Consider the following 17,249-nt stretch of genomic DNA (forward strand, 5'->3'; position numbering starts at 1 on the left):
GTACCTACAATACGCTATTGCATACAAGCACTCAATTGTTAAATTTTCTTGCGGTAGCAGAGCCAACGCGGCACAATAACATAAGAATGAATAAGATGAAAGTAGAGAATGTTCTGTGTTCGTCACCCCATGTTGGTACGTTGGGTGGTGGAATAGGCGAATCAAGTGAGCCAACGACATTTTGTTTAAGAGCGGCAACGACTCGTCCATAGGGATCAACCACTGCTGATATTCCATTATTAGCTGCTCGTATGAGTGGTATTCCAAGTTCAACAGCACGTAGCCGTGCTTGTTGAAAGTGTTGGTGTGGACCAGGTGTCATACCAAACCATGCGTCATTGGTTACATTGATAATGATTTGAGGGAAAGAACCAGAGAAAGTCATTTCGTGAGGAAATATAATTTCGTAGCAAATCAATGGAAGATAAGAAATTCCGTTTGGCATCATAACTGTTTTTCGTGTTGTAGTTGCACTGTAACCATTGTTATGAGCAAAGGCATGAAGTCCAATTTTATTGAATAAGCTTTTATAAGGAATATATTCGCCAAAAGGTACTAAGTGAAGTTTATCAGAAACATGAAGAATATTGCCTCTAACATCGATAACTTGAATTGTATTAAAATAGTGTGTTGAGTTATCAGATAAATTATTATTGGTTCGTACAGCACCGACAATAGCCCATTGTTGAGGATTGAGAATAGAAGCAATACGCATTGTGATAGTGGAAGTGTCATTTATGATGTAAGGAACGGATGTTTCCGGCCACACTATGAAATTTGGTTTTGGGATCCGGCTCTTTGTGGGTGCTGAGCTAAGGGCTAAGAGAGTCTTAAAGATATCCTCTTGTGTTGCATTGTTCCATTTTTCGTTTTGTTGAATAGAAGGTTGGATGATACGCACCCAGTGCTCGCTTGTTTGATAGTGAGTTATGCTAGGTGCCGTATTTAGACGGTAAAACCCGAAACTGATATGAGCTAATATCATAGAGAAACAACAGAAAAGAGCAGTGCATTTTTTTTCATTCGTTAATAGAACGGTAGGTAGGCTGTAGGCTAGAACAGCAAGAATATTCATTCCATAAAGCCCTATAATTACGTTAGACTGCATAAATATTGGGGTTGGCATTGCTGTGTAAGCGAGAGAATTCCATGGAAAACCTGTAAATAGGATGGCGCGCAGCAACTCTGCTAGTCCTAAAGCAAAGGCTAAAACAAAAAATCGTGCGATTCCCTTGATCCAGAGTAAGCCGACAATAAAACCAGACAAAAACCAGAAAAAGGCAAGACAGGCAGGAAGACCAAAAACAGCGAAGGGAATAGCCCAAAAAAAAGTTTGATCTATTAATAAGGCACTACCCAGCCACCAAAGACTGCAGACAAAATAGCCGAAGCCAAAATTTCCACAAGATAATGCATTTATTAAAAGGCGTGCTCTGTTATTTTTTAAAGTATTAATTGAGTCAAGAAAGATAATAAAGATCGGAAAGGTAATAAAACAGATAGGGGTAAAAGAAAGAGGAGGAAGTGCAAGTGATGTCAAACAACCGCATAAAAAAATAGAAAACTGCCGTTTCCAACCAGTGATGGAAAGTGGGAGTGATATAAATTTTTTAAAAAACATTTGTCTATTCTTTAGAAGCTAAATTTTCTCATTTGTTTCATCGTTTGGAACACGAATAATGCACAACCTTTTAATTCGACGGTTATCTGCTTCTAAAATACGACATTGATAACCTGGTATAGCTTTGATAACTTCACCTTTTGAAGGGATACGATCAAGAATAGAAACAATTAATCCACCTATGGTATCAACCTCATCGCCATATTCTCCTATTACAAAATCAGGACCAAGAGCTTTTTCTACATCATCTAGCTTTGTTCTTGCATCAACAAGCCATTTATTATCAGGTTCGTGTACGATAACATTATCAATACTATCATGTTCATCTTCGATATCACCAACAATTAGTTCGACGATATCTTCCATGGAAACTAAACCATCAGTTCCACCATACTCATCGATAACTAAAGCCATCTGTGTTTGCGTTGTTTGCATTTGTGTTAATAATTGGCTTGCAAGCATGGAACTTGGGACAAATAGGACAGATCTAACAAGATCCAATTCGCTAATTGGATTATGTAAATGGGTATGACCCAATTGAATTGCGTTAGACTGTTGTTCATTTTGAGTTGAATTGACGATAAAATGGGCTACATGACTGAGAATATCCCGGATGTGAATCATACCCTTCGGATCATCCAATGTTTCCATATAAACGGGCATACGAGAATGGCCAACTTTTTCAAAATGTTTAAGAGTATCTCCAAGCGAAGTATTGATATCTAATGCATCAATCTCAGAACGTGGGATCATTATATCATCAACACGTGTTTCGCGTAGGCGCAGAATATTATGCAGCATAATGCGTTCTTCAGGTGAAAAAAGTGCAGTACCATTTTTATTACCTGAAGTGAGGGCATCGGCAAGATCATCACGTAGAGAAGTATGATTACGCCCGCGCAAAAATGGAAACAAATAGGCCCTTAGCGAATTTCGTTCTGTGTGGCTTGTTCGTTGAAAAGGTAATCTTGCATCACTAGAAGATGCTTGAATGTTTTTATGTGTATTCACTTTTTCCGACATAGCTTTAAAATTTTCTAAATTCCCTCTTTGGTAAAGTATACAAGACATACACAGTTTAAAGGCACCACACCAATTTCTGGATGTGGCATTCTATCATTCTAAGGTAGTTCAGTATAGGGATTTTTTATAGAAATTTTTTGTAAAATATCTTTTTCTAATTCTTCCATCTGATGTGCCTCATCATTTGTTTCATGATCATAACCAAGAAGGTGAAGGATGCCATGTACGATCATGTGTGTTAAATGATCATGGAAGGATTTTTTTCCTTCCTCAGCTTCACGTGCAATTGTTTCTCTGGCAAGGATAATGTCGCCAAGCATCAGCCCTGGCTTTTGCCCAACTTTAAGAGGAAAAGCAGGAAAAGATAATACATTTGTGGGGTAATTTTTCTTGCGCCATTGCGCGTTTATCTGTGTCATGTATTCATCATTTGTGAAGAGCAAACTGAGTTCACTAACAGTATCAAACAGTGAGAGATGGCTTGTTACTGCAATGAGTGCTTTTTGGGTAATACTATAGAGCAATTTTTCATCATCCCATTCGGGACTGTTAACAGTTATATCAATAGAGATCATGGTGAGTTTGAATCATTTTCTTTATGAAAAGCGTAATTTCATTTATCTTTTTGTTTACTGAATGCACGATCGTAAGCATTTATGATAGTGGTAACAAGAGGGTGGCGCACAATATCCTTTTCATTAAAATGAATAATAGCAATGTTTTCTAAATTTGAAAGAATATTTGTGGCTTCTATTAGACCTGATTTTTGTCCCGCAGGGAGGTCAATTTGGCTTATATCACCGGTTACGATCATTCGTGATCCCTCTCCAAAACGTGTAAGGAACATTTTCATTTGTATAGGGGTAGTGTTTTGCGCTTCATCAAGGATGATGGCTGAATGAGCAAGTGTTCGTCCACGCATGAAAGCAAGAGGAGCAGTTTCTACAATACCAGACGCTAAAACATGCTCTACTTTTTCAGCGGGCATTATATCATAAAGGGCATCATAAAGTGGTCGTAAATAGGGATCTACTTTTTCCTTAAGATCACCAGGAAGAAAGCCAAGGCGTTCTCCAGCTTCGACAGCAGGGCGAGAGAGAATAATGCGTTCAACAATACCACGCTCTAGTAACATCATAGCATGAGCAATAGCAAGGTATGTTTTTCCAGTTCCTGCTGGACCTATTGCAAAGACAAGCTCAGATTGTTCCATTGCTTGCAGATAAGCGTTTTGCGTTTTGGTTCGAACGTGGATTGTTTTTTTGTAGGTATTTAACCGTGTTTGAGTATCTTTTATTGTAGGTTGGACTGTTGGTGGAATTTGTTGCTGTTCATTTAAAAAATTTGTCATAACGATCGCACTTTCTGCATCTGATACAGTAAGTTCTTGGTTTGTTTTAGCTTGCTTATAAAGGTGCTTTAATATGCATTGTGCATATTTTACAGTAATTGCTTCTCCACAAATAAAAACTGTATTACCACGTGGGCGAATATCAAGACCAAGCCGCTTCTCAATATATAAAAGATTTTCGTTAAATTGTCCAAAAACTGTCTGTGTGTAGCGATTATTTTCAAAGGTTAAACTCACGAGATCAGCATTTGATAGATGGGATTTTTCAAAAACATTTATGCCATTAAGAAAAGTACGCTGTTGCTTTTTAATTTGTTTTGATTTTCCGGTTGAGATCTTCAACCTATTCTCCTTTATTTGTGTAAGTATGATACACCCGTTTAATAGACTATTTTCAGATGATATGCCGTTTTATGTTATGATTGCATGCAATATGTGCGTTCCTTTACTTTTTTTCCACTATGCACAAAGTTGAAAATCTTCCCTAAGCACTAACTGTTTCACCAATAAAACTGTTTGAACTTGCGTCCTTAATGCAAACCGTCATCATGGTGCCCGTAGTAGCTTGTGTGTTTACGACAATAGGTAAGAGCCAAGGTGACCGTCCTATCATTTGCCCGGGATGGCGTCCTTCCCTTTCAATTAGGATGTCTGTCGTTTTGCCAATTTTGGAACGCAAAAACGCATGCTGCTGATCAAGAATAAGCTCTTGTAAACGTTGAAGACGATTATCTTTTATTTCTTCATCAACTTTATTCTCCATGGTTGCTCCCAGTGTTCCAGGACGGGGAGAATATTTGAAAGAATAGGCCGAACTGTAGCCAACTTGCTTAACAAGTTCTATTGTTTTATCAAAATCATTTTCAGTTTCTCCAGGGAAGCCTACAATAAAGTCACCTGAGAAAGCAATATCAGGTCGTGCAGTGCGAATTTTATCAATGAGATTCAGATAATGGATAGCTTTATGTTGACGATTCATTGCTTTTAAAATGCGATCTGAACCAGATTGAACAGGAAGATGTAGATAAGGCATCAAAATATCAAGGTCTCTGTGTGCTGCAATGAGGCTTTCATCCATATCACGTGGATGGCTTGTTGTGTAACGTAGACGTTTTAAACCATCGAGCTTAGCAAGATGATAAAGGAGATCACCAAGACGCCAATTTTTCCCATCTGTACCTTGTCCATGCCAACCATTAACATTTTGTCCAAGAAGTGTAATTTCTTTGACAGCTGCATCAATAAGTTGACGTGCTTCATCGGTGATTTGTGCAACAGATCTTGATATTTCAGCACCCCGTGTATAAGGAACAACACAGAAGGTACAGAATTTATCACAACCTTCTTGTACTGTTAAAAATGCACTTACACCTCTTTTTTGTACGGCGCGCTTGTTATGAGGTGGTAAATGAGTGAATTTATCTTCGACAGCATAGTTTGTCTCAACAATTCTTTCTCCTTTTTGAGCTTGTTGCAAAAACTCTGGTAGGCGATGATACATTTGTGGTCCAACAACAAAATTAACTGCTGGAGAGCGACGTAAAATTTCATTCCCCTCAGCTTGAGCTGTACAACCAGTGACACCGATCATTAAGGGTTTTTCAGGAGCGCGTTTCTGACGTGCTTTTCGCAAACGACCAAGATCAGAATAAAGCTTTTCTGATGCTTTTTCACGAATATGGCATGTATTGATAAGAACAAGATCTGCGTCATCAGGCGTTTGTGTAGGAATATACCCTTGCTCACAAAGACTGTCATTCATTCTTTGACTATCGTAAACATTCATTTGGCATCCGTAAGTTTTAATAAAAACTCTTTTAGAAGCAACAGAAGGCACATTTTTAGAATTTAATTGTTTCATAATATGTTTCTAAACACTTTTTACGTAAATCTCAATCTTTTTGCTTAAAAGTTTTTTGCATGATGATCGCATCAACGCGGCCTTTTTCTGAAGGATAATAGGCGAGGCGTTTAGCAATTTTTTTAAAATTAAAACGTTTATAGAGAGCTAAGGCAGAAAAATTGGTTTCTTCTACTTCCAGAAAAAGTTGTGCAGCACGTTCATGGTAAAGGTGACGCAGGGTATGATCGATTAGTAAATAACCAATTCCTTTTTGACGATGGTGAGGGTGTACAGCAATGGTTATGATTTCTGCTTCGTCAAGAACAAGACGACATAGACAAAACCCTAAAATTTGATGAGGATGTCCAGTAAAGCAGGCTTTATAGCCAAAAATAGAGCTATCCTTCAGAAAAAGATCAAAAGAATGCTTTTTCCAAGCTGGAAAAAAACAACTTTTATGAATTTTATGAAGAGACGCGCTATCATCAGCATGTAGTAATGTTACCCAAATATGGTTTTTTGTATATAGGAAGTTTGCCATTATTTTTGTTGAGGTAAAGCAAAATTAGTTTGTTTTCTTGCTTCAGCATCACGCAAATAGAGTGGGCTAGGTGGGGTGTGTGATGACTTATTCATAGCAAGGTGAGCGTAAATTGCAACGTTGACGTCTTTGGGTAAAAGCTTATGCAATATGGTTGTTTTGTCTGTAATATGGATTGCAATAGCATCTACCGCTGGACCAATTAGTGTAGTTTTTTCTGGAAGATTTGCAATAACACTATCAAGTGTTCGTAAACTTGGCGCGTTTAATGCTATGAGATCCTTACTGAAATTCTGACAGTAAAACATGCCTTCATAGGCTTCAATAACAGCGGTAATATCAGATGAAATATCATTTTGAATTGCCTGTGCTGTTAATGCTTCAAGTAAGCTAATGCCCACTGCAGGTATTTTCAGTGCCAAAGCTAAAGCCCTCGCAGCTGAGACGCCTACCCGTATGCCTGTAAATGATCCTGGTCCAATGTTCACCGCAATACAGTCAATTTTATCAAATGTGGTATCAGAAATATTCATTGCTTGTTCAATTTGGCTGATAAGTTTTTCAGCATGACCTTTATTCATGCCTTCGCTGATATGCGCAACAACAGATTGATGGTAGATGAGTGCAACGGTACAGTGAGAAGATGCAGTGTCTATAACAAGAATGATCATAGGAGTCTTCTAACCGAATATAAAAATAAATGGAAGCTAAGTTGCGGTTTTTGACTGTTTTTTATGCATTTTACAGTTTTGCTAAAAGCAGCAGTATCAGTAGAGGATGAGATTATCTTGTCTGAGATATGTGTATTATCTCTAAAGGGAAAATCACGTCAGGAAGATACACTCTTTTGCATTGATTGTAAACGGAGTTAATAAATTGCACCACGAGAAGCTGAGAATAGAGGGAAGAGGCTATAATATATTGGACCTTTTTATTATGGAAATAATATAGATAAAAAATTGGGATCCTAGCAAAAAAACCTTAAAAATTTGTTCTTGCTTGTAAAGCTGCAGATAGGGTTCCATCATCGAGATAGTCGAGTTCTCCGCCTACTGGCACACCGTGGGCAAGTCTGGTGATTTTGATTGAAAAATTGGAAAGTTGATCGGTGATGTAATAAGCCGTTGTTTGTCCTTCAACAGTAGCATTGACGGCTAGAATAATCTCAGTAATTGGATTTTTAACAGCTCGGTCTATTAGGGAAGCAATGTTGAGCTCGTCGGGTCCAATTCCATCTAACGGAGATAAACGCCCACCCAGTACATGATAGCACGCGGATAAAGTTCCAGCACGTTCAAGAGCCCAAAGATCAGAAATATCTTCAACGACAATGATTGTTGTATTGTCACGACGTGGATCTGTACAAATTGAACATGGACTAGTTGTATCAATATTACCACAAACGGAGCAAATACAGACTTTATTGGCAGCTTCTTGTATGGCGTTTCCGAGTGGCTCCATTAATGTTTCTTTTTTCTTGATAAGATGAAGTGCAGCACGACGCGCCGACCGAGGTCCAAGACCTGGCACTCGTGCTAAAAGTTGAATGAGGCGTTCAATTTCAGGGCCCGCAATATGCTTAGACATAGATGACTCCAAGAGAGTGAATCAGGGGCAATCCTTCAGAATGGAAGTTTTAGGTTTCGAGGAATAGGTAAGTCTGATTTTATGCTTCGAGCTTTTTCTTCTATAAGATTTTCAACTTTTGCTCTAGTTTCATTGTAGGCTGCCATAAGAAGGTCTTCAAGGATTCCAACATCTTCAGGTTTAATTAACGATGGATCTACCCTGATTGCTGAGATGACATAATTGCCATTCATGGTAATACTGACAAGCCCACCCCCAGCTGCACCAGTAGCTTGTAAGTTGGCCATTTCATTTTTAAAGTTCTGCATTTTTTCTTGCACATCTTTGGCTTTTCTCATCATATTCATCATGTCAAACATAGAGATTAATTTCCTTTTTTACTTTTACTATTTATGTCATCATCTTGTTTGTTGAAGCGGACATCAACAATTTTTGATCCCGGAAAATGGTCAAGAATCTTTGTGACATCAGAATTTCCTTGTGCATCAGAAAAAAGAGTTTTTTGTATGACCACGCTTTCTTCTCGTAAAGTTAACCTTGCTCCTTCGTTAACTTGGGTTACAATCCAACTTTGTCCAGTCCATTGATATAACATTTTTTCAATGTCGCTAGGTAGTGAGTGTGGAGCGCCTTCAGCGAGCTTCAATTTTATATATCCGGGTTCAAAAGAAACGGGCTGAACAAATTCTTCAATGAGAAATATAAACTGAACTTCGCCGTACTGTTTGGCCAAGTTAACAATATCATGTAAAGAATTGATCATAATGGGAGAAGATGTATTTTTTATTTCTGATTGAGTGGAAATATTTGATAGACCAGGAGCATTGAAAGAAAGCTCAGCGGCAGAAGAAGCGTTGGTGATTTCTTCCATTTCTCGAAAATTGGTATTTCGAGAGATTGAAAAGTTGGAATGCTCTTCTTTTTGCGAGGAAAAGGCAACTCTTTCATTCAGAGATTGGATTTGAAAATTTTGGTTTTGTACTCTTTCGGAAGTATGTATAAATTTGCCTTTCCTTTCTTCATCATTCATGTTTTGAGATTTTTGATAGGAACGATCGTGGGTCGTTGCAAGAGAAGAAGGGCTGTCTATAAATTTTTCAATAACTTCATCGAGAGTTGGTAAATCAGCGCTGTGTGCAAGACGAATGAGTAACATTTCTGCAGCTTGAATGGGATGTGCAGACTGATTGATTTCTTGGATGCCTTTGAGTAACATCTGCCAGTTTCGAGAAAGAACACGGACAGAGAGTTTTTGTGAAAAATTTAAACTACGGAGGCGTTCTTCTTCAGTAAGTGACAGATCTTCTGTTGTTTGAGGAATAAAACGCAGCCGGGTTACAAGATAATTGAAGTTAGCCAATTCTGTTAATATAGTAAGAGGGGCAGCACCTGCATCATATTGGTTACGTAGTTCGTGTAGTGCTTTGACAATGTCTCCTGCCATAATATATTCAAAGAGGTCAATAATGCGTGCCTGATCTGCTAATCCTAACATTGTACGTATTGTAGTTATGTTTATTTTACCATTTCCATAAGAGATTGCCTGGTCTAAAATGGATAGTGCATCGCGTACGGATCCTTCTGAAGCACGTGCTATTATGGATAAAGCTTGTTCTTGGATTTCGATTTTTTCAGATTGAGAAATTTTACGCAAATGGTCTACTAGAACAGCTGATTCAACACGCCGTAAATCAAAACGCTGACAGCGTGAAAGAATAGTGATAGGAACTTTGCGAATTTCTGTTGTAGCAAAAATAAACTTTACATGTGTGGGCGGTTCTTCAAGCGTTTTTAATAGGCCATTAAATGCTTGTGTTGAGAGCATATGAACTTCATCAATGATGTAAATTTTATAACGTGCAGAAACAGGACGGTACTGTATTTGATTAATGATTTCACGGATATCATCAATACCAGTGTGTGAAGCAGCATCCATTTCTATAACATCAATGTGGCGTCCTTCGATGATTTGTGTACAGTGTTCGCCAAATGTGTGGAGCGCAGTAGTTGGTTGGTTAATATCCTTTGTTTCATAATTGAGTGCACGCGCTAAGATACGTGCGGTTGTTGTTTTTCCTACGCCACGAATCCCTGTCAATATCCAGGCTTGAGCAATGCGTCCTGTCTTAAAAGAATTTGTAAGGGTGCACACCATTGCCTCTTGGCCAATGAGGTCAGAAAAATTGTGAGGTCTGTATTTACGGGCAAGAACACGATAAGGTATCCCTGTAGGCATATGATTCATTAATAATTCCAACTTTTGTTCTTCGAACACATCAAAGTAATACAAGAACACAGTTTAAGTAAGGTACATCAGTGCATTTAATAAAAAGAATTTTTCCTCGATTAAAAACCAAGTTTTTTTAGAAAAAAGCAGCGACGTACCTAAAAATATCAAAGACCTTAAGTTCATTGCACCAGCAGAGAAGCATCACAGAGAACCGCAACATCACGCCAAGCTATTATCATAGCCAGATATACAATTTATACAACAGAGGTGGAAGGCTGGCACAATGACCCGCACCAAAACTCGTTGGGGCTGCTTCTTTCCAGATCTGACCCGGTTGGCGAGTGGTTCGTCCACTTCCAACCTCCCGGAACCATATTGTCGATTTACAGTGAAAAATCAAGATAAGAAACGAAAAATATAAAAAATCATCTAAAAACTTTTAAACATGATGCAATGAGAGGAGTCATCGATTTCGTTTAGAAATATAATTGTGCTCTACAGTCAAGCTTATAAGCTCTGTTTTTATAGGATATTGCGAACATATTGGTAGGAATTGAATATGATAGTCCATATTTCAATTTTTCTTATTAAGAAAAATTTTGTCAAAGACTAGTACGTGCAAACTCTAAGTAATTTGTTCGATATCAAAATACGCTACTTGGGCATCATTTTTATTTTGTAAGGATTGTTCCGATAATGGGAGCACCAGTGCAATTTATAGCTATTAGATTTTGTTTGCATAAACTTTTTAAGATGATCTCGCTTTAAAATAAGCCATTACAAAGAATTTACACATTGCATTTAAATTATTGTGTGTGGAGAAGCAATTTTTGATGTTTTTTCGGAGATTATTTTAGGAAGCCAAGTTTGATAGAGTCCTAAAATTTTATTTTACAATTTAAAATGACCATATTCTTCTTATGCTAAGATTTTCCGAATAGTGTCAAGGTCATGCGGTGTATCGATGCTTAAGGGGCATGTATCAATCAGTTCGACATCAATGCGCATATGGTTTTCTAACGCACGAAGCTGTTCAAGTTTTTCACGTTGTTCGAGTGTAGATGGTTTGAGTGCTACGAACCGTTCAAGCGTTTCACGTCGATAAGCATATAACCCTATATGGTGGTAAAAAGGGCCATATCCATAAGGAGCCATGGCACGAGTGAAATATAAGGCTCGTAGGCGATTTGTCGTAAGAGGTGTACCAACAATTTTCACAATATTAGGATTTGTTTTTTCGTTTTCTTCGATAATTTGTGTTCCTAAGGTTGCAATATCGGTTAGGTTATTTTCTAAAGGGTACAAAGTGCAGGCAATCTCATTAGGTGTTATGGTCGGTAAGTCACCTTGCAGATTTATAATGGTGTTATAATGGCGTTCAGGGTCGATATGGGTTAGTGCTTCATAGATGCGATCAGATCCAGATTCATGATCGGTGCGTGTCATGATGCATTGGTAACCATGAGCTGTAACAGTTTGTGCGATACTATCATGGTCTGTGGCAATGATAACTGGTCCTAATTCAGCTTCTTTTGCACGCTCAGCAACATGGATAATCATTGGTTTTCCAGCAATTTCTGCAAGAGCTTTTCTAGGTAAACGAGTTGAACCTATACGAGCAGGGATGAGAATGAGAGGTTTAAGAGTCATTGCAAAGTTTCAAACACCGTCATTTTTCTAAAATATTGTAAAAAACAAAGAAATCCTATACTAAAAAAACAGTAGTTAGGCTATGGATGTTTAAATTTAGATGAAGCGATCAACATTTATTTATTGTGTTTGTGTTTGCCTAGTTTTGTTAGTAATAGGGATAGGGGGATTAATCGTTAGTGGTACAATGGATGATAATCTTGGGCAACAAAAGGTTCAAATCACAAAATATGGTGATGCATTTCAGGAGACGCAGGAAGTGTCGCAGTCTCCTTTATTATTGGCAGATCGTTTACGGCAGGGTGATCCTGAAAATGGGCGCAAGCTTTTTCGTCGATGTGCTATATGCCATACTTCGGAGAAAAGTGGAGGAGATCGTGTTGGTCCTGCGCTTTGGGAGGTAGTGGGTCGTCCTCTTGCAGCTAGAAAAACTTTTCCTTATTCACAGGCATTGCGTAAAAATTTTGATAAGAACTGGGATTTTTCTCTCTTAGATCGTTATCTTAAATCACCCAGACGAGCAATACCAGGAACAACGATGTCCTTTCGTGGCATTGAAAATGATCAAGATCGTGCGGATCTGTTGCTTTATTTACGGAATCTATCAGATCATCCTGTTCCTTTGCCGTAAGATAATTGATGCAAAGGAGAAGGTAAATTTGCATCAGGAATATCCTTATTCTAAAGGTGTGTAGTAAGTTTTGCTTATTCAAGGGGTTTATAGTTTTTTAAAGAAGATTTATTATCAATGCGTTTGCATTGTTGGTATGGTGCGGTTTAGAAAAGGATAAAACGAAAAATGGGAACCTACATCCTAAGGCGTCTTTTATTAGTTCTACCGACGCTTATTGGTATTTTGACGGTAACGTTTCTTATTGTTCAATTTACGCCTGGAGGGCCTATTGAAAATATTATTGCCCAATTACAGGGAATGGGTGGCGATTCTATAAGACGAATATCGGGGGGTGGTGATCTTGGTTTTTCTTCTGATGTTGTATTGGATGGTGCCCATATTGAATCATCTTCTCAAGGATCTCTTAAATATCGTGGTGCACAAGGGTTAGATCCAGAATTTATCGCTGAACTTGAACGGCAGTTCGGCTTTGATAAACCGCCTTTGGAACGTTATTTCATGATGCTTAGTCGTTATCTGCGGTTTGATTTTGGAGAATCTTATATACAGGGACGTTCGGTTATTGAACTCATTAAGGATGCTTTACCTGTTTCTCTCTCTTTAGGTTTTTGGCATTTACTGATCTCTTATGCTATTTCCATCCCATTGGGAATTCGTAAAGCTCTCAAAGAGGGATCTGTTTTTGATGTTTGGACAAGCGCTGCTATTATCGTTGGTTACGCGATTCCTAATTTCCTTTTCGGTATTTTTTTATTAGTTTTTTTTCTGGAGGATCTTTTTTTTGATTGGTTTCCGCTAGGTCATTTAACTTCCGATAACTTTGATCAATTATCCTTAGGGGGAAAGATAGTGGACTATCTTTACCACTTAGTTTTACCATTGACTGCGATGATCATTTCTTCTTTTGCGACAATAACTTTATTGACAAAAAATTGTTTTTTAGAAGAAATCCGTCAGCAATATGTCATTACAGCTCGAGCCAAAGGATTGAGTGAGCGTTCAGTTCTTTACGGTCATGTTTTTCGCAATGCAATACTTGTCGTAATAGCGGGTTTTCCTGCAGCTTTTATGGGATCATTTTTCAGTGGTTCTTTATTGATTGAAATGCTTTATTCGTTGAATGGTATAGGGCTTTTGAGTTATACGTCTATTGTTAATCGTGATTATTCTGTTGTTTTTGCTACCCTCTATATTTTTTCTCTAATAGGCCTCATTGTTAGTCTTATCTCTGATGTTGTCTACATGGTTGTTGATCCACGCATTGACTTTGATAAGAAGGAGTTATGATGGACAAGATGGGGAAAGTGTACGATTATAAATTGCAAAAGCAATCTTTTTTATCTCCGCTGAACATGCGTCGCTGGCATAATTTTAAAAAGAATCGTCGTGGTTGGTGGTCATTGTGGTTGTTTTTATTTTTGTGTTTTTTTTCTTTTTCAGCAGAATTTATTGCTAATGATCGCCCGATTATTGCTTCTTACAAGGGAGAGTTACTTTTCCCTATCTTCTTTGACTATCCCGATGAAAAATTTGGTGGGAACTTGGCAGTAGCAGATTTTCGAGATCCTTTTGTTCAAAGTGAAATCGCTCAAAATGGTTGGGCTGTTTGGCCTCCAGTTCGTTATTCACATAGCACATTAATTGGAAATAAGGCTGTAGCTTTAGCACCTCCTTTTTGGCTTCAAAGTAAGGAAGAACGTTGTGCTAATTATCCTCAGGGAAGTTTTGATTCAAATTGCACGATGAGTCAGTGGAATTGGCTTGGAACGGATGATTTAACACGCGATATTTTAGCTCGAGTTTTATATGGTTTCCGTTTGTCAATAATTTTTAGCGTTTTTTTGACAGCTGTTTCCATCTTTATAGGTGTAGCAGCAGGGGCCGTTCAGGGATATTTTGGAGGGTGGGTGGATTTAGTGTTTCAACGTTTAATTGAAATATGGGCATCTGTTCCATCTCTTTATTTAGTGATCATTATGGCTTCTGTTTTCACTCAGGGATTTTGGATACTGCTAGGTGTTATGCTTCTTTTTCAGTGGGTAGCATTAGTTGGTGTTGTTCGCGTTGAATTTTTACGTGCACGCAATTTTACTTATGTTATTGCTGCACGTGCTTTAGGTGTTCCTAATCATATTATTGTAGTGCGTCACTTATTACCAAATGCTATGACCGCTATTTTAACCTATATGCCATTTTTGTTGACATCGGGCATTTCATTGTTGACATCACTTGATTATTTGGGATTTGGCCTTCCGCCTGGCTATCCTTCTTTGGGTGAATTGATGCGGCAGGCGACTACTAACTTAAATGCCCCTTGGATTGGTATTACAGGCTTTGTTGTTATTGCTACTATGTTATCACTGTTGGCATTTATCGGTGAAGCTGTGCGAGATGCTTTTGATCCACGAAAGATACTATAATGACAGAATTGCTTTCAGTCCGCAATTTTTCGGTTGCATTTTATCAAGAAGAAGGAAAAAGAAACATCCTTGATAAGATTTCTTTTGATGTTAAGAAGGGTGAAATTGTTGCATTAGTAGGGGAATCCGGGTCAGGAAAATCAATAACAGCTCTGTCCATTTTGCAGTTATTGCCTTTTTTAAAAAATCTTGATCAGTCAGGTCAGATTCTTTTCCATGATAAAGATTTGATGAAGCAAAAAGATGAGGATTGGCGCAAAATTCGTGGCAAAGAGATTGCTATGATTTTTCAAGAACCAATGATTTCCCTCAATCCTCTGCATAATGTAGGACGCCAAATAGGTGAAGTTTTGAAGGTGCATTCAAATATTTCTGGTGATTCACTGCGTATGCGTGTCATTGATTTGCTGACCCAGGTTGGCATTCAGGAACCGCAAAAACGGTTAAGTTGGTTTCCTCATCAATTGTCAGGTGGGCAGCGACAACGTGTGATGATTGCAATGGCACTTGCAAATAGTCCGCAATTATTAATTGCTGATGAGCCAACGACGGCACTTGATGTCACAATTCAAGCGCAGATCCTTGAATTATTAATACAGAGTAAAAAAAATACGATATGTCAATGCTTTTTTATTACTCATGATCTGGCTATTGTGCGTCGTATTGCAGATCGCATCTATGTTATGAAAGATGGTAAGATTGTTGAAGGGGGCTCAATAAATGAAGTTTTTGGGAATCCTCAGCATTTTTATACAAAAAAATTATTGGCGACAGAGTTTAAGGGCCCCCCTCTTTCAGCTGATAAAAAGTCACCTATTTTAATACAAGGCAAAAAGATACGTGTTTGGTTTCCAATTAAAAAAGGTTTGTTACGTCGGACGATTGATCATGTGAAGGCTGTTCACGACGTTGATGTTACTATTCGTATGGGCCAAACTTTGGGTATTGTGGGTGAGTCCGGTTCAGGGAAAACAACATTAGGAATGGCATTAGCACGAATGCTCCCTTCTAAAGGTCAGATCCACTTTAATGGTACGAATATTAGCAATTTTACATTTAAACAGATGCGTCCCTTGCGTCGTCATATCCAGATTGTTTTCCAAGATCCATTTGGCTCATTATCACCACGCATGTCTATTGGTGATATTATTGCTGAAGGGTCGTGGGTTCATGAACCACATCTTTCTTATTTTGAGCGAAATGATCGTGTTATAAACGCTTTACAGGAAGTTGATCTTGATCCTGCTATGCGAGATCGTTACCCCCACGAATTTTCCGGTGGACAGAGGCAACGAATTGCTCTTGCGCGTGCAATTGCTCTCAAACCACGCCTTGTGATATTTGATGAACCGACGTCATCTTTAGATATGAGTTCGCAAGCGAAGATTGTTGATCTTTTGCGTTATTTGCAATTGAAATATAAGCTAAGTTATTTGTTGATTAGTCATGATTTAAGGGTTGTTAAGGCGCTTGCTCATGAAGTTGTTGTGATGTTTAATGGAACGATAGTAGAGCATGGTTTTGCTGATCAGATTTTTTCTCATCCTCAACATGCTTATACACAATGCCTGATGTCTTCCGTATTTTCTTCAGAGTTAGATCGCTTGTAGGAAATAATATCAAATTGTGCTGATAATCCGCGATAGAGAAGCATTTTTCCTATTAAAGGTTCGCCAATATTTGTGATTAATTTAATAGCTTCAATGGCTTGTAATGTGCCAATAACACCGGGTAACGCACCAATGATTCCAGTTTCGGCACATGTTGGTATTATATCAGCAGCTGGTGGGTTAGGGAACAAATCACGATAATGAGGATTATTGTCTTTATATGGCATAAGTACAGTTAATGAGCCATCAAAGCGGCTTACTGTGCCGTTTATTAAGGGTTTTTTACATATAGCGGCGTGATCGGCAAGTAGATAGTGCGTTGCAAAATTATCGCTACCATCAAGGATAACATCATAAGCGTTAAGCAATTTATCTATATTATTTTTGTCTAAGCGCAAACAATGTTTTTCAACTATAACATGAGGGTTTATTGCTTTTATAGTGGCTTCAGCACTGGTAGTTTTGTATTGGTTGAGTGTGTCAGTGCGGTGAATAATTTGGCGTTGTAAATTAGAAAGTGAAACGATGTCATCATCAACAATTCCAACTGTTCCGACACCTGCTGCTGCGAGGTAAATTAAAATGGAAGACCCAAGACCACCTGCTCCAATAACAAGAACACGCGCGGTTTTAAGTTTTTGTTGTCCTATGCCCCCAATTTCAGGTAGAATGATATGGCGTGCGTAGCGCTCTACTTCTGTGTCGTCTAATTCTTTGTTAATTTTTTGTTTCATAAGTT

16 protein-coding genes and 1 other RNA gene are annotated in these 17,249 nt (G+C 38.2%); 4 read left to right on the top strand and 13 right to left on the bottom strand.

From position 1 onward, the window contains the following. Positions 1-31 precede the first annotated feature (31 nt). The 12 genes from lnt to PU02_RS02810 all read right to left on the bottom strand — a co-directional run bounded on the left by lnt (position 32) and on the right by PU02_RS02810 (position 11,846). The gene (lnt, locus tag PU02_RS02760; protein WP_053943981.1) at positions 32-1,621 is read right to left on the bottom strand and encodes an apolipoprotein N-acyltransferase; all 1,590 of its coding nucleotides are present in this window, start codon (positions 1,619-1,621) and stop codon (positions 32-34) included. A gap of 18 nt (positions 1,622-1,639) precedes the next feature. Continuing rightward, on the bottom strand, positions 1,640-2,644 hold the full coding sequence (locus PU02_RS02765; protein WP_053943982.1) for a hemolysin family protein: 1,005 nt from the start codon (positions 2,642-2,644) through the stop codon (positions 1,640-1,642). A 98-nt stretch (positions 2,645-2,742) separates the two neighbouring features. Then, positions 2,743-3,219: an rRNA maturation RNase YbeY gene (gene ybeY / locus PU02_RS02770; protein WP_053943983.1), complete on the bottom strand. Its 477-nt coding sequence runs from the start codon at positions 3,217-3,219 to the stop codon at positions 2,743-2,745. A gap of 38 nt (positions 3,220-3,257) precedes the next feature. Beyond that, complete coding sequence (locus PU02_RS02775) at positions 3,258-4,337, bottom strand: PhoH family protein (protein ID WP_053943984.1); 1,080 nt, start codon at positions 4,335-4,337, stop codon at positions 3,258-3,260. Positions 4,338-4,479: 142 nt separating this feature from the next. Beyond that, positions 4,480-5,856: a tRNA (N6-isopentenyl adenosine(37)-C2)-methylthiotransferase MiaB gene (gene miaB, locus PU02_RS02780; protein WP_053943985.1), complete on the bottom strand. Its 1,377-nt coding sequence runs from the start codon at positions 5,854-5,856 to the stop codon at positions 4,480-4,482. 31 nt (positions 5,857-5,887) lie between these two features. After that, positions 5,888-6,379 carry a ribosomal protein S18-alanine N-acetyltransferase gene (gene rimI, locus PU02_RS02785; RefSeq protein WP_053943986.1) on the bottom strand — a complete coding sequence of 164 codons (492 nt, stop codon included), beginning with the start codon at positions 6,377-6,379 and terminating at the stop codon, positions 5,888-5,890. Further along, positions 6,379-7,050, bottom strand: coding sequence for a tRNA (adenosine(37)-N6)-threonylcarbamoyltransferase complex dimerization subunit type 1 TsaB (gene tsaB / locus PU02_RS02790; RefSeq protein WP_053943987.1), 672 nt, complete (start codon positions 7,048-7,050; stop codon positions 6,379-6,381). The genes rimI and tsaB overlap by 1 nt, the downstream gene beginning before the upstream one ends. A 310-nt stretch (positions 7,051-7,360) precedes the next feature. Next, positions 7,361-7,966, bottom strand: a complete 606-nt coding sequence (gene recR, locus PU02_RS02795; protein ID WP_053943988.1) for a recombination mediator RecR — start codon at positions 7,964-7,966, stop codon at positions 7,361-7,363. 35 nt (positions 7,967-8,001) lie between these two features. Beyond that, on the bottom strand, positions 8,002-8,325 hold the full coding sequence (locus PU02_RS02800) for a YbaB/EbfC family nucleoid-associated protein (RefSeq protein WP_053943989.1): 324 nt from the start codon (positions 8,323-8,325) through the stop codon (positions 8,002-8,004). 5 nt (positions 8,326-8,330) lie between these two features. Next, entirely contained in the window at positions 8,331-10,211 is a 1,881-nt protein-coding gene (locus PU02_RS02805; RefSeq protein ID WP_071628359.1) for a DNA polymerase III subunit gamma/tau, read from the bottom strand. 252 nt (positions 10,212-10,463) lie between these two features. Beyond that, positions 10,464-10,561: signal recognition particle sRNA small type (ffs, locus tag PU02_RS06525), an RNA gene on the bottom strand. 553 nt (positions 10,562-11,114) lie between these two features. Then, entirely contained in the window at positions 11,115-11,846 is a 732-nt protein-coding gene (locus PU02_RS02810; protein ID WP_053943990.1) for a 3-deoxy-manno-octulosonate cytidylyltransferase, read from the bottom strand. A 100-nt stretch (positions 11,847-11,946) separates the two neighbouring features. Between PU02_RS02810 and PU02_RS02815 the strand changes: the two genes are divergently transcribed. The 4 genes from PU02_RS02815 (at position 11,947) to PU02_RS02830 (ending at position 16,510) form a co-directional block, all read left to right on the top strand. Beyond that, complete coding sequence (locus PU02_RS02815) at positions 11,947-12,477, top strand: c-type cytochrome (RefSeq protein ID WP_053943991.1); 531 nt, start codon at positions 11,947-11,949, stop codon at positions 12,475-12,477. A gap of 168 nt (positions 12,478-12,645) precedes the next feature. Continuing rightward, the gene (locus tag PU02_RS02820) at positions 12,646-13,767 is read left to right on the top strand and encodes a microcin C ABC transporter permease YejB (protein ID WP_053943992.1); all 1,122 of its coding nucleotides are present in this window, start codon (positions 12,646-12,648) and stop codon (positions 13,765-13,767) included. Beyond that, complete coding sequence (locus tag PU02_RS02825; RefSeq protein WP_200903956.1) at positions 13,764-14,900, top strand: ABC transporter permease; 1,137 nt, start codon at positions 13,764-13,766, stop codon at positions 14,898-14,900. The genes PU02_RS02820 and PU02_RS02825 overlap by 4 nt, the downstream gene beginning before the upstream one ends. After that, positions 14,900-16,510 carry an ABC transporter ATP-binding protein gene (locus PU02_RS02830; protein WP_053943993.1) on the top strand — a complete coding sequence of 537 codons (1,611 nt, stop codon included), beginning with the start codon at positions 14,900-14,902 and terminating at the stop codon, positions 16,508-16,510. The genes PU02_RS02825 and PU02_RS02830 overlap by 1 nt, the downstream gene beginning before the upstream one ends. Here the strand turns inward: PU02_RS02830 and PU02_RS02835 are convergent. Beyond that, positions 16,456-17,244, bottom strand: coding sequence for a molybdopterin-synthase adenylyltransferase MoeB (locus PU02_RS02835; protein ID WP_053943994.1), 789 nt, complete (start codon positions 17,242-17,244; stop codon positions 16,456-16,458). The two genes, PU02_RS02830 and PU02_RS02835, sit on opposite strands and share 55 nt — an antisense overlap. Between the last annotated feature and the right edge of the window lie 5 nt (positions 17,245-17,249).

Origin of the sequence: Bartonella ancashensis (genome assembly GCF_001281405.1) — a bacterium.
GTDB classification, from domain to species: domain Bacteria; phylum Pseudomonadota; class Alphaproteobacteria; order Rhizobiales; family Rhizobiaceae; genus Bartonella; species Bartonella ancashensis.

Bases quoted from the DNA above. Each gene is read 5' to 3' on its own strand.
- PU02_RS02830 (WP_053943993.1), top strand. From the start codon at position 14,900: ATGACAGAATTGCTTTCAGTCCGCAATTTTTCGGTTGCATTTTATCAA.
- tsaB (WP_053943987.1), bottom strand. From the start codon at position 7,050: ATGATCATTCTTGTTATAGACACTGCATCTTCTCACTGTACCGTTGCA.
- PU02_RS02835 (WP_053943994.1), bottom strand. From the start codon at position 17,244: ATGAAACAAAAAATTAACAAAGAATTAGACGACACAGAAGTAGAGCGC.
- PU02_RS02815 (WP_053943991.1), top strand. From the start codon at position 11,947: ATGAAGCGATCAACATTTATTTATTGTGTTTGTGTTTGCCTAGTTTTG.
- PU02_RS02825 (WP_200903956.1), top strand. From the start codon at position 13,764: ATGATGGACAAGATGGGGAAAGTGTACGATTATAAATTGCAAAAGCAA.
- rimI (WP_053943986.1), bottom strand. From the start codon at position 6,379: ATGGCAAACTTCCTATATACAAAAAACCATATTTGGGTAACATTACTA.
- PU02_RS02810 (WP_053943990.1), bottom strand. From the start codon at position 11,846: ATGACTCTTAAACCTCTCATTCTCATCCCTGCTCGTATAGGTTCAACT.
- ybeY (WP_053943983.1), bottom strand. From the start codon at position 3,219: ATGATCTCTATTGATATAACTGTTAACAGTCCCGAATGGGATGATGAA.
- lnt (WP_053943981.1), bottom strand. From the start codon at position 1,621: ATGTTTTTTAAAAAATTTATATCACTCCCACTTTCCATCACTGGTTGG.
- PU02_RS02765 (WP_053943982.1), bottom strand. From the start codon at position 2,644: ATGTCGGAAAAAGTGAATACACATAAAAACATTCAAGCATCTTCTAGT.
- PU02_RS02800 (WP_053943989.1), bottom strand. From the start codon at position 8,325: ATGTTTGACATGATGAATATGATGAGAAAAGCCAAAGATGTGCAAGAA.
- PU02_RS02820 (WP_053943992.1), top strand. From the start codon at position 12,646: ATGGGAACCTACATCCTAAGGCGTCTTTTATTAGTTCTACCGACGCTT.
- miaB (WP_053943985.1), bottom strand. From the start codon at position 5,856: ATGAAACAATTAAATTCTAAAAATGTGCCTTCTGTTGCTTCTAAAAGA.
- recR (WP_053943988.1), bottom strand. From the start codon at position 7,966: ATGTCTAAGCATATTGCGGGCCCTGAAATTGAACGCCTCATTCAACTT.
- PU02_RS02805 (WP_071628359.1), bottom strand. From the start codon at position 10,211: ATGAATCATATGCCTACAGGGATACCTTATCGTGTTCTTGCCCGTAAA.